This is a genomic window from Stenotrophomonas nitritireducens, assembly GCF_001431425.1.
GTDB classification, from domain to species: Bacteria; Pseudomonadota; Gammaproteobacteria; order Xanthomonadales; family Xanthomonadaceae; genus Stenotrophomonas; species Stenotrophomonas nitritireducens.
Map to the genome: position 1 here is coordinate 54,245 of NZ_LDJG01000001.1, position 12,309 is coordinate 66,553.

Sequence of the window (12,309 nt, forward strand, 5' to 3'; positions counted from 1 at the left end):
ATGGCCGCTGTTTCCGGGAGGTATCGTCATGGCTGAACCCATTCTCATCGAAGGGCAGCGCGCATGGCTCAAACATTATGGTGAAAGCAGCCGGGCACTGGCCCTCGGGCTGCTGAATTTCGTCGCGCGCCGTTTCCAGCTCGATGCTTTGCGGCCGCCGCCGCACCGTGGCGGCGCGCAGGCGCGCGCGATCGAGGCGCGGCGCCTGGTCGAGCTCAAGGCGCAGGGCGTCAATGTTCCCGACGTGATCGGGCAGGGCAGGGCCGCGCTGGTGCTCGAGCATACCGGCGCTTCGTTCAATACCTGCCTGCGCGAGGCCGATGCGGCCGGGCGCGATCGCCTCGTGGCGGCCGCCATCGAGGCCATTGCCGAAGCGCACCGGAGCGGCGCGTATTTCGGCCAGCCGTTGCCGCGCAACATGACCTGGGACGGGCGGCGCGTGGGTTTCATCGACTTCGAGGAAGACCCCCTGGAGGTCATGGACCTGGACCAGGCGCAGGCGCGCGACTGGCTGATGTTCGGCTACGGCGTGGCCCGCTATTACGAGAAGCGCCCGCAGGTGCTCAGGGCGATGCTGGCCGATGCGATGGAAGCGGCGGACCGGCCGGTGGTCGAACACGCGCATGAGGTCACCGGTCGCCTGCAGAGGCTGGCGGGCCTGCTGCAGCGCGCCGGCAAGTCGGGGCGCGCGCTCGCCCGTGCCATCCTGGTCGTGCACGCGGCCACCGCCTTCGGCTTCCTCGCCCTGGCGGTGTTGTCGCTGGACTGGCTTGCCGATGGCGAACTGGACCTGCTGGCGCTGCTTGCCTGAGCCGGTTGGCAACGGCCTGCATACGCGCCAGTACAGACGGGCGGGGGCATTCACGCTTATGATGCGCCGCTTCGATTCATGCAGCAGATGACCGCGTGACTGACTCCCGACTCGCTTTCGTATTTCCCGGCCAGGGTTCCCAGTCGCTGGGCATGCTGGCCGAACTGGCCGAACTGCACCCGCAGGTCCGCGATACCTTCGCCGAAGCCTCGGAAGGAGCGGGCGTGGACCTGTGGGCGCTGTCGCAGGGCGGCCCGGAAGAGCAGCTCAACCGTACCGAATACACCCAGCCGGCCCTTCTGGCCGCGGGCATCGCGGTGTGGCGGCTGTGGAATGCGCAGGGTGGCGCCAGGCCGGCCCTTGTGGCCGGGCACAGCCTGGGTGAGTACACCGCGCTGGTCGCGGCCGGCGCGCTGTCGCTGCGCGACGGCGCACACCTGGTGCGCTTGCGCGGCCAGCTGATGCAGGAAGCCGCGCCGGCCGGCGTCGGCGCCATGGCCGCGGTGCTCGGCGCCGAGGACGCGCTGGTGCAGGAGGTCTGCGTGCAGGCCAGCGGCAGCCAGGTGGTGGTGCCGGCCAACTTCAATTCCCCGGGCCAGATCGTGATCGGCGGCGACGCCGGGGCGGTGGACCGTGCGCTGGCGCTGCTGGCCGAAAAAGGCGTGCGCAAGGCGGTCAAGCTGGCCGTGAGCGTGCCCTCGCATACCCCGCTGATGCGCGAGGCCGCCAACCGTCTGGCCGAGGCCATGGCCGGGCTGGACTGGCGCATGCCGGCGCTGCCGGTGGTGCAGAACGTCGATGCGCAGGCGCATGCGAGCATCGATGCCATCCGCGATGCGCTGGTGCGGCAGCTGTACCTGCCGGTGCAGTGGACCGGCTGCGTGCAGGCGCTGGCCGCGCGCGGTGCGAGCCGCGTGGCCGAATGCGGCCCGGGCAAGGTGCTGACCGGCCTGGTCAAGCGCATCGACAAGAGCATCGATGGCCGCTCGCTCGCCACCCCGGCCGATTTTGCCGGCGCGCTGGAAGAGTGGGCCGCCTGACCCCTACGATACGGCCGCCGGCGTCCGCGCCCGGCCCCGACCTGCAGCCGCAGCCTGCGGCGCATCAAGAGGAAACCGCATGAGCAAGCCATTGCAGGGTGAAATCGCGCTCGTCACCGGCGCCAGCCGTGGTATCGGCGCGGCCATCGCCGACGAACTGGCCGCGCAGGGCGCGACCGTCATCGGCACCGCCACCACCGAGTCCGGCGCGGCCGCCATCGGCACGCGCCTGGCCGCGCAGGGCGGCCACGGCCGTGCGTTGAACGTGACCGAGCCGGGTGCGGTGGACGCGCTGATCGACGCGGTGAGCAAGGAATTCGGCGCCATCAGCATCCTGGTGAACAACGCCGGCATCACCCGCGACAACCTGCTGATGCGCATGAAGGACGAGGACTGGCAGGCCATCCTCGACACCAACCTGACCAGCGTCTACCGCACCTCCAAGGCGGTGATGCGCGGCATGATGAAGGCGCGCAAGGGCCGCATCGTCAACATCGCCTCGGTGATCGGCGTGACCGGCAACGCCGGGCAGGCCAACTACGCCGCCGCCAAGGCCGGCATCATCGCCTTCTCCAAGTCGCTGGCCAAGGAAATCGGCAGCCGCGGGGTGACCGTCAATGTGGTCGCGCCGGGCTTCATCGATACCGACATGACCAAGGACCTGCCCGAGGACGCAAAGACCGCGATGCTCGGCCAGATCGCGCTGGGCCGCCTCGGCGAGCCGGCGGACATCGCCCGCGCGGTGGCGTTCCTGGCCGGCCCGTCGGCCAGCTACATCACCGGCGAAACCCTCCACGTGAACGGCGGCATGTACATGCCGTAAGCGTGCGGCGCAGGGACTGCGCCCAAGTGGTTGATCGCCGTGGCTTTTTGCCAGAATGCAAGGCTCCGGCGCTTTCCACTACACTATCCCACGGCCATCGCTTCCGATGGCGCCTTTTGAACCACTACTCCATCTGGAGCGATATCCAATGAGCACCATCGAAGAACGCGTCAAGAAAATCGTCGTCGAACAGCTTGGCGTCAAGGAAGAAGAAGTCACCAACAGCGCATCGTTCGTCGATGACCTGGGCGCTGACTCGCTGGACACCGTTGAACTGGTGATGGCGCTGGAAGAAGAGTTCGAGTGCGAGATCCCGGACGAAGAAGCCGAGAAGATCAGCACCGTGCAGGCCGCGATCGATTACATCAAGGCCCACGTCAAGGCCTGATGACCGGCGGCTGATGCGTGGCGGCGGCATGGCCGCACGCCGCGCACGGCAAGCCCATGGGGCCGCGACAGCGGCCCCATCCCATTTGGATGCCGGCCGCGACAATGGCCCCATCCCATTCGGGTGTTCCATCCATCAGGGGGCGGCCGCGCAGCGGCCCGGCCCCTGAAATCTGAAATCGGGCCGCAGGCGGCCACGTGCATCCAAGCGTCCCCCGCGCCATACCCGCATCGAGCACCGGGTCAGGAGAAACCGCAATGAAGCGTCGCGTCGTCGTTACCGGCCTGGGCATGGTCTCGCCCCTGGGCAATGATCTGGCCAGCAGCTGGCAGGGCATCACCGAAGGCCGTTCCGGCATCGGTCCGCTGACCCATATCGCCGACGCCTACCTGGAGCGCTTCACCACCAAGATCGCAGGTGAGGTCAGGGAGTTCGACATCACCGCCGACAACGAACAGTTCGGCAAATACCGGGTCAGCGGCAAGGATGCCAAGAAGATGGACCCGTTCATCCATTACGGGTTGGGCGCGGCGTTCATGGCCCTGCACGACTCGGGCCTGGAGATCACCGAGGCCAACGCCGAGCGCGTCGGCGCCATTGTCGGCGCCGGCATCGGCGGCCTGCTGGGCATCGAGGAACAGACCATCGAGTTCCACGAGGGCAGGAAGATCTCGCCCTTCTACGTGCCCAAGACCATCATCAACATGCTGCCGGGGCAGCTGAGCATCATCGCCGGCCTGAAGGGGCCGTCGTTCTCGGCGGTCTCGGCCTGCGCCACGTCCAACCACTCCATCGGCACCGCCATGCGCATGATCCAGTACGGCGATGCGGACGTGATGGTGGTCGGCGGCGCCGAGCGCGGTTCCTCGCCGACCGCCGTGGGCGGCTTCTGCGCGATGAAGGCCATGTCCACCCGCAACGACGACCCGACCCGCGCCTCGCGGCCGTGGGACAAGGAACGCGACGGCTTCGTGCTGGGCGACGGCGCCGGCATCCTGATCCTCGAGGAATACGAGCACGCCAAGGCGCGCGGCGCGAAGATCTACTGCGAGCTGGCCGGTTTCGGTGCCAGTTCCGACGCCTACCACATGACCGCGCCGAGCGAGAACGGCGAAGGCGCCGCGCGCTGCATGGTCGCGGCGATGAAGGACGCCGGCGTCACCCCGGAACAGGTCGGTTACCTCAACGCGCACGGCACCTCGACGCCGCTGGGCGACCTGGGCGAGACCATGGCGATGAAGACCGCCTTCGGCGACCACGCCTACCGGATGATGGTCAGCTCCACCAAGTCGATGACCGGCCACCTGCTCGGCGCCGCCGGCGGCGTGGAAGCCATCTTCTCGGTGCTGGCGCTGCGCGACAACGTGATCCCGCCGACCATCAACCTCGACGAGCCGGGCGAAGGCTGCGACCTGGACTACGTGCCCAATGTCGCGCGCCAGGCCAAGGTCGACGTGGTGATGTCCAACGGCTTCGGCTTCGGCGGCACCAACGGCACGCTGGTGTTCAAGCGCGTCTGATGTTTTTCCTCGAACCCTTCTCCCTTCGGGAGGAGAGGGGCGGCCTGCGAACGCGCCTGCGCTGCCTGCAGGGGCCGCGACGCGAAGCAGGGGCCGGGGTGTAGGGGCGGGCCGGGTCATGGCCGTCCAGGTCGCACCGGCTCCGTCCGCCGCTCATGCGCCCCTGCGCGGGAGCTTTTCCCGGGAGGGGAAGGGCGGCATTTCCTGACGACTCCTGGCTGATGATGCTCACCGAATCCCTGCACGCCGATACCGACCTGCTGGCGTTGCATCGACTCGCGCCGCAGCGCTACCCGATGCTGCTCGAGTCCACCGCGGCCGGCCGGCAGGGGCGTTGGGACCTGCTGCTGGTCGCCGATGGCGGCCAACTGCGGCTGGAGGCCGATGGCCAGGTGCGGCGCGAGGACGGTACGCCGGTCGAAGGCGGCTTCCTCGATGCCCTGGATAGCGACTGGCAGGCGCTGCGCCGGGCGCACGACCCAGCCGATGCAGGTGTGCCGTTCCGCGGGGGCTGGGCGCTGCTGTTCGATTACGAACTGGCCGGGCAGATCGAGCCGGTGCTGCGCCTGCCGCAACGCGCCGATGGCCTGCCCTCGGCGCTGGCCCTGCGTTGCCCGGCGGCATTGCTGCGCGACCGCGAGAGCGGGCGATGCTGGGCGGTGGCCGAAGACGGGCATGACGCGCTGCTCGGGCGACTGCGGCAGGATCTACTGGAGTCGCGGCATCTGCCGGCGCTGCCGGCATGGCAGCCGCCTGTGGCGATGGAAGAGGATCTCGACGGGCAGTTCATCGACGGTGTCCGCCGGGTGATCGACTACCTGCATGCTGGCGACGTGTTCCAGGTCAACCTGTCGCGCTGCTGGCAGGCCCGCTTCGAGCGGCCGCTGGCGCCGGCGGCGCTGTACGCGCGGCTGCGCCAGGCCAATCCGGCACCGTTCGCCGGTCTGTTCGACGCGGCAGGGCGCGCGGTGGTCAGTTCCTCGCCGGAACGGCTGGTATCGGTGGAAGGCAATGTGGTGCAGACCCGGCCGATCGCCGGCACGCGCCCGCGCTTCGAGGGCGACGACGATGCCGCACGCATCCGCGAGCTCGTGGGCCACCCCAAGGAGCGCGCCGAACACGTGATGCTGATCGACCTGGAGCGCAACGACCTGGGCCGCATCGCAATGCCGGGCAGCGTCGAGGTGGACGAGCTGATGACGGTCGAGAGCTACGCCCACGTGCACCACATCGTCAGCAACGTGCGTGCATTGCTGCGGCCGGAGGTGACGCCGGGACAGGTGATCGCGGCCACGTTCCCCGGCGGCACCATCACCGGCTGCCCCAAGGTGCGCTGCATGGAGATCATCGCCGAGCTCGAGAGGACCGCGCGCGGTGCCTACACCGGCGCCTTCGGCTGGCTCAACCGCGACGGCGACATGGACCTGAACATCCTGATCCGCACCGCCGAAGTGCGGGGCGACATGATGCGCTTCCGCACCGGCGCCGGCATCGTTGTCGATTCCGATGCGTCCAGTGAACTGGACGAAACCCGCGCCAAGGCGCGTGGCCTGCTGCGCGCGCTGTAGCCGATGCGGGCATTGGTTTGTTGCCGCCGCCCCGGGCGGCAACCCTTCGGGCCATCGACGGGCGATGCCAGGAAGCGCTCCGGGCGATTCCTTTGTTGCCGCCGTCCGGGGCGGCAACCCTTTGGGCCATCGGCGGGCGATGTCAGGAATCGCTCCGGGCGATTCCTTTGTTGCCGCCGTCCGGGGCGGCAACCCTTCGGGCCATCGATGGGCGATGTCAGGAATCGCTCCGGGCGATTCCTTTGGCGGGCGTGAGGCGGCGCGCGGTATCCTGCGCGGCAGGATAGGACTTCGAGGTAATCCATGGCGCTGGGCAAACGCGGCTGTCTTCTGGCGGTATTGATGCTGCTGATGACACTGGCCGGAATCGTGGCCGGCGTGGGCGGCTGGTTCTACTACCGGCAGGTGCAGTTCGCCGATGTCCGGCTCACGCCGAGCGAGCAGAGCGTGGTGGTCGCCAGCGGCGATGGTTTCAACGCGGTGCTGGGCAAGCTGCGCCACGCAGGCATCGCCGAAGGCAGGGACTACCAGTGGCAGCTGCTGGCGCGCCAGCTCGATGCCGCCGGCAAGCTCAAGGCCGGCGAATACGCGCTGGACGCCGGCCTCACCCCGCGCGAACTGCTGCTGCGCATGCGCCAGGGCAAGGTGCTGCAGCACCGCGTGACCTTCGTCGAAGGCTGGAACATCCGCCAGCTGCGCGCCGCATTGCAGCGCGCCGAACCGCTGCGGCACGAAACCGATGGGCTGGACGACGCCGAGCTGATGCGCCGCCTCGGTTTCCCCGACCAGCATCCGGAAGGTCGTTTCCTGCCGGAGACCTATGTCTACCAGCGCGGCGACAGCGACCTGGACGTGCTCAGGCGCGCCCATGCGGCGATGGAAAAGGAACTGGCTGCGGCCTGGGCCGCGCGCAGCGACGACCTGCCCCTGGCCTCGCCCTACGAGCTGCTGGTGCTGGCCTCGATCATCGAGAAGGAAACCGGACTGGCCGCCGAGCGTCCGCGGATCGCCGGCGTGTTCGCGCGCCGGTTGAAGCTGGGCATGCGCCTGCAGACCGACCCGACCGTGATCTACGGCATCGGCAGCGCCTACGACGGCAACATCCGCAAGATCCACCTGACCACCGACACGCCGTACAACACCTACACGCGCGCGGGCCTGCCGCCCACGCCCATCGCCATGCCCGGCAAGGAGGCGCTGCAGGCCGCCGCGCAGCCGGCGCCGGGCGATGCGCTGTACTTCGTCGCGGTGGGCGACGGCAGCGGCGCCCATGTTTTCTCGGCGACCTATGCCGAGCACAACGCCGCCGTCGCGCGCTACCTGCGCCAGCTGCGCGAAAACCGCACGGCGGAGGAGCGGCAGTGAGCGGGGGTTTCGCGCCCTGGCAGCAGCGCGCCTATGAACAGACGGTGGCGGCGCTGGATGCCGGCCGCCTCGGCCACGGCCTGCTGCTGTGCGGGCCGGCCGGCATGGGCAAGCGCGAAGTGGCGATGGCGCTGGCCAGCCACGTGCTGGGAGCCGGCGTGGACGCGGCCGGCCGCGCGCGCAACGCGCAGCTGATCGCCGCCGGCACCCATCCCGACCTGCAGGTGGTCTCCTTCATTCCCAACAAGACCGGCGACAAGCTGCGCACCGAGATCGTGATCGAACAGGTACGCGAGATCTCGCAGAAGCTCGCGCTGACGCCGCAGTACGGCGTGGCCCAGGTGGTGATCGTCGATCCGGCCGACGCCATCAACCGCGCCGCCTGCAATGCGCTGCTCAAGACGCTGGAAGAGCCGGCGCCGGGGCGCTACCTGTGGCTGGTCAGCGCCGATCCGGCGCGCCTGCCGCAGACCATCCGCAGCCGTTGCCAGCGGCTGGAGTTCCGCCTGCCGCCGCGCGAGGAGGCGCTGGCCTGGCTGCAGCGCCAGGGGCATGGCGAAAGCGCGGCGCACGAGGCGCTCGATGCCGCGCGCGGCCATCCCGGCCTCGCCGACCGCTGGCTGCAGGGCGAGGGCATGGCGCTGCGCCGGCAGGTGGCCGATGAACTGGACAAGCTGGCCGCCGGACGCATCGGCGCGGTGGAACTGGCGCAGCGCTGGAGCGGCGACGAACACGCCGACCTGCGCCTGCGCCATGCCGCCGACCTGGCCCTGCGCAGGGCCACGGACGGCTTGACCGATCCGGAGCGATTGAACAAGCTGGCCGCCTGGTTCGATGCCGCCAACCGCACGCGCGACCTGCTGCGCACCACGGTGCGCGCCGATCTGGCCGTGGTTGAGCTGCTGCTGGGCTGGACTGCGGCCAACCAGGTGTCATCCAGAGGGAATATCCGATGAGTGCGACGAACGCCCGCCAGGGCATCCTTTCCCTGGCGGTCAAGGACAAGGCCGCGCTGTACAGCGCCTACATGCCGTTCGTGAAAAACGGCGGCGTGTTCGTGCCCACGCCCAAGCGCTATTTCCCGGGCGACGAGGTGTTCCTGTTGTTGACCCTGCCCGATTCCAGCGAGCGCCTGCCGGTGGCCGGCAAGGTCGTCTGGGTCACGCCGCTGGGCGCGCAGGGCAATCGACAGGCCGGTATCGGCGTGCAGTTGGCCGACGGCGCCGACGGCGAGGCGATCCGCAGCCGGATCGAGACGCTACTGGCCGGCACCACCGGTTCGGACAAGCCGACCCACACCATGTAAGCCCGGCGGGCGCGCCGGAAGGTCCGGAAAGCGCGCATGGAGGCTGCCATCGGCACGGCCGTGGCGGCCTGTGGAAGGGGGCGCAGAAAATTGCATCAATCCGTTGACGTCGCCGCGATTCCTCCTATAATGAGCGGCCCGCAACACGGGCGGTTAGCTCAGCGGTAGAGCATTGCCTTCACACGGCAAGGGTCGCAGGTTCGAACCCTGCACCGCCCACCAGATGCAGCAACGCAGAAAGACCGGCCCAGGCCGGTCTTTCGCGTTTCCGGGCCGCGTGTTTCCCGGGACCGCAACCGCAGCAGGTGGTGCGTCCTGCGCCGGCGGTTCTGCCCGTGATCCGTCCGATGCCGCGGCGGGCGCCGGGCAGGTGCCCGGCCTTCATGAAGGAGCCTGTCGTCCCGGTATGCCGCGTCGTGCAGGGGCGCCTGACGCCGGGCCATCCCTGGCGATCGCCCACCGCCGGCGCCGCCCGCATCAGTTCGATGTGTATGGGCCGAATACCGCCTTGACCTGCATCCGCTCGTCGCCATCCTCGAGTACGAACACGCGGTAGCTGTCGCCGCCGGCCGCCGCGCGGATCACCACGTGGCCCTGCGTGCTGCGGGCTTCCTTGTCGATGCCGTAGGTGGTCCGGGCCGTGGCCTCGGAAACATTGGTGACGAAGATGTCGCGTTCATCCGGCCACAGTTCCTTCGACGTGAGCCGGTTCCAGGTGTTCACGGCGGGGTGGCCCTCGGCGCGCGAAGTCACCACGATCACGCGCGGCTGCAGGGTCGCGAGGAATGGAGCGCTGTTGGCGTCCCAGCTGCCATGATGGTTGGCCTTCATCGCATCGATCCTGCCGGCGGCCTCGGCTACCGGCTTTTCCACCTGCTTCCAGCTGCTGGCGGCGCCGGGAATGGCCACGCGTTCGTCGCTCAGGTCGCCGCCGCTGAAGTAGTCGAATTTTCCATAGCGGACGACGAAGGCGTTGCTGAGGATGTTCTCGATCGGCTGCTCGCGCTCCGGGAGTGTTTCCAGGGCAGGGAACAGGTCGCGCGTGCCGTTGCCCTTGCCGCTCCAGACCCGGCCGTTGCTGTAGAGATTCCGGATCTCGAAGGTCGGGTATCTGCCTGCTTCGTGCAGCAGTGCGATCTGGTCGTTGCGGCCCGGGGCGAAGCGCTCGACCTTCAGGCCGCGGTGCGCGATCTGCCAGTCGAGGAACCTGCGGTAGTTGTCGACGGTGGCGCCGCGGATCGGCGCGGGGAAGTCGTAGGTCGGCCAGCCGCGGTCCAGGATCGTGGCGATCGGTACGAATTCCGGGATCAGGGTGATGCCGCTGAGCTGGTAGGCGCCGCCGGATGCGAGGGGCGAATCCTTGACGATCGCGCCCATGTGATCGCCATGGAAATGCGATATCAGCGCGTAGTCGATCTTCCCGCGGCCTTTGGGCAGTACGCGCTGGACATAGCGCGCGACCCACTCCCCCGGTGGCCGCGATGCGTCGGGCCGGGTCGGCAGCGAGAACGGCGCTGCTTCCACCGTCTTGCCGCTCGCGTCTTCCAGCAGGGTCGTGCCGTCGGGGAAGATGAAGAACAGGGCGTCGCCGCGCCCGGTGTTCACGTGGTGGATGTCCAGTTCGCCTTCGCGCCAGGCGGGCAATGGCTGGCCGATTTCCGGTGGATGCGCGCTGGTACCGCCGGCAAGCGCGAGCAGTGCGATGGAGAGGGTCTGGGTAATCATCTGCTGTCGATGTCGTGTAGGTGGCAGGTTGTCGATGGCGCCGGGATCCACCCGTGGGAAATCACCATGGGAGAGGCCGCCCGGTGCGGCGCCGGAAGGAAGCCTGGGTTCGTTCCAGGAGGGCGGGCGCCGTCATGCCCGGTGCAGCTTCGGCGCGTGCGGCTCGACGATGAAGCTGGCGCGGGTGGAAAGCCGGCCGCCCTTGCGCTGCACCTGGTCCATCACCTTGATGTCCGTGCGCCATTCCGTGGCCGTGATGTCGTAGGTGTGGTAACCGCGCAGGTTGTCGATCAGCTTCAGGAAGGGATTGTCGGCCTGGCTGAAACGCCGGACGCTGGGAGAGTCCACGGCGCCATCGCCGTTGGATGAGATCGAGGTGGCCAGGAACTCGGTGGCCACTGCCGGGCCATCGCGTTCGTCGTCGCGCAGCGGCACTTCGGCAACGGCGTTCATGTGCGCATCGCCCGTGGCGATCACCACGTTGGTGAGTTTCCTGTCGCTGATGCCCTGGACCAGGCGGCGGCGCGAATCTGGGAATCCATCCCATTTGTCTTCGTAGGGGCCGTGCAGGCCTCCCTCCGGCTCGCGTCCCTGCAGCGGCATCACCCATACCTGCTGCGCGATCAGGTTCCAGTGTTTGCCGGCGTCCAGCCCGGAGTGCAGCCAGGCTTCCTGTGCCGGGCCGAGAATGCTGGAGTCCTTGCCCTGCTCGAACCTGCATTTGGCCAGCGCCTTCGGGTTGGGGCAGATCTGGTTGCTGCGGTAGCTGCGCGTATCCAGCACATGCATGCGCAGCAGGTTGCCGTAGTCCAGGCGCCGGAAGTACGCGGTGCCGCCGTCGGCGCGCGGAAACTGCGTGCGGCGCACCGGCGAGTTCTCGTACCAGGCCTGCATGGCATGGAACCTGCGCAATGCGAACAGTTCCGGTGGCGTGCGGTCCTGGTCCCATATGCCGTTCCAGTCGTTGTCCACCTCATGGTCGTCGAAGGAGGCGATGAAGGCGACGGACGCGTGCGCGGCTTGCAGGTCCGCGTCGCTCTTGTACTGCGCATAGCGGCGCCGGTAGTCGTCGAGCGTATAGAGCTCGTCGCCATGGTGCAGGCGCTCGACCACGTTGCCGGATGCATCGCGTATCTGGTAGCCGGATTTCCGCGCCGCCGCCTCGCTGCCCTCGTAGATGTAGTCGCCGTAGTGGAACAGGACGTCGAGTCCGGGTTCCTCGCTTATGTGCCGGTATGCATCGAACCAGCCATGGAAGTAGGCCTGGCAGCCGGCCACGGCGATGCGCAGGCGCCCGGGCGTGTCGCCGGCGCGCGGCGCGGTGCGTACCGTGCCGATGGCGCTGGCTTCGCCGCCCTCGACGAAGAAGCGGTACCAGTAAGGACGCGACGGCTTCAGCCCGGAGACTTCCACGTGCACGCTGTGGCCGAGTTCGGGCCGTGCCAGATGCTCGCCGCTCTGCACGATCTTGCCGAACCGCTCGTCCTCGGCGACCTGCCATTTCACCGGTACCGCGAGCATCGGCATGCCGCCATGCTCGTGCAGCGGCTTGGGCGCCAGCCGGGTCCAGATCACGAAGCCATCCGGCCACGGATCGCCGGAGGCCACGCCGAGGGTGAACGGATAGCCGTCGAGCTTCGGCGCGGCCCGGGCGTTGCGTACCGGCGCCAGGCCGGCGAACAGGGCCAGCGAGCTGGCGCCGAGCAGGAACCTGCGGCGGCTCAGTTCGGGAAACGTGCGCATGGTTTTCCTCGATATGCAGG

General features: G+C 68.6%; 11 protein-coding genes and 1 tRNA gene. 10 read left to right on the forward strand and 2 right to left on the reverse strand.

Annotation, left to right across the window (positions count from 1 at the left end; all coding sequences use genetic code 11):
* Window positions 1-28: 28 nt before the first annotated feature.
* The 10 genes from ABB22_RS00320 to ABB22_RS00365 all read left to right on the forward strand — a co-directional run bounded on the left by ABB22_RS00320 (window position 29) and on the right by ABB22_RS00365 (window position 9,043).
* Window positions 29-811, forward strand: a complete 783-nt coding sequence (locus ABB22_RS00320; RefSeq protein ID WP_055767767.1) for a BUD32 family EKC/KEOPS complex subunit — start codon at window positions 29-31, stop codon at window positions 809-811.
* A gap of 95 nt (window positions 812-906) precedes the next feature.
* A complete protein-coding gene (fabD, locus tag ABB22_RS00325) occupies window positions 907-1,851 on the forward strand; it encodes an ACP S-malonyltransferase (protein ID WP_055767771.1) in 945 nt (314 codons plus the stop codon).
* Window positions 1,852-1,930: 79 nt separating this feature from the next.
* Window positions 1,931-2,674, forward strand: coding sequence for a 3-oxoacyl-ACP reductase FabG (gene fabG / locus ABB22_RS00330; protein ID WP_055767774.1), 744 nt, complete (start codon window positions 1,931-1,933; stop codon window positions 2,672-2,674).
* A 148-nt stretch (window positions 2,675-2,822) separates the two neighbouring features.
* Window positions 2,823-3,062 (forward strand): acyl carrier protein, encoded by a 240-nt coding sequence (acpP, locus tag ABB22_RS00335; protein ID WP_005415509.1) that lies wholly within the window; start codon window positions 2,823-2,825, stop codon window positions 3,060-3,062.
* Between the two features lie 257 nt (window positions 3,063-3,319).
* Window positions 3,320-4,582 carry a beta-ketoacyl-ACP synthase II gene (gene fabF, locus ABB22_RS00340; protein ID WP_055767777.1) on the forward strand — a complete coding sequence of 421 codons (1,263 nt, stop codon included), beginning with the start codon at window positions 3,320-3,322 and terminating at the stop codon, window positions 4,580-4,582.
* 221 nt (window positions 4,583-4,803) lie between these two features.
* Entirely contained in the window at window positions 4,804-6,150 is a 1,347-nt protein-coding gene (locus tag ABB22_RS00345) for an aminodeoxychorismate synthase component I (protein ID WP_055767779.1), read from the forward strand.
* 303 nt (window positions 6,151-6,453) lie between these two features.
* Entirely contained in the window at window positions 6,454-7,515 is a 1,062-nt protein-coding gene (gene mltG, locus ABB22_RS00350) for an endolytic transglycosylase MltG (protein WP_055767782.1), read from the forward strand.
* Window positions 7,512-8,471 (forward strand): DNA polymerase III subunit delta', encoded by a 960-nt coding sequence (locus tag ABB22_RS00355; RefSeq protein ID WP_055767783.1) that lies wholly within the window; start codon window positions 7,512-7,514, stop codon window positions 8,469-8,471. The genes mltG and ABB22_RS00355 overlap by 4 nt, the downstream gene beginning before the upstream one ends.
* On the forward strand, window positions 8,468-8,821 hold the full coding sequence (locus tag ABB22_RS00360) for a PilZ domain-containing protein (protein ID WP_055767786.1): 354 nt from the start codon (window positions 8,468-8,470) through the stop codon (window positions 8,819-8,821). Before ABB22_RS00355 ends, ABB22_RS00360 begins: the two co-directional genes overlap by 4 nt.
* A gap of 147 nt (window positions 8,822-8,968) precedes the next feature.
* Window positions 8,969-9,043 (forward strand) — tRNA-Val (locus ABB22_RS00365).
* A gap of 255 nt (window positions 9,044-9,298) precedes the next feature.
* On the opposite strand, the gene ABB22_RS00370 is transcribed toward ABB22_RS00365, so the two are convergent.
* Together ABB22_RS00370 and ABB22_RS00375 are read right to left on the reverse strand one after the other, a co-directional pair.
* The gene (locus tag ABB22_RS00370; protein WP_055767790.1) at window positions 9,299-10,546 is read right to left on the reverse strand and encodes a ComEC/Rec2 family competence protein; all 1,248 of its coding nucleotides are present in this window, start codon (window positions 10,544-10,546) and stop codon (window positions 9,299-9,301) included.
* A 132-nt stretch (window positions 10,547-10,678) separates the two neighbouring features.
* Complete coding sequence (locus tag ABB22_RS00375) at window positions 10,679-12,289, reverse strand: alkaline phosphatase D family protein (protein ID WP_055767793.1); 1,611 nt, start codon at window positions 12,287-12,289, stop codon at window positions 10,679-10,681.
* Window positions 12,290-12,309: the final 20 nt, after the last annotated feature.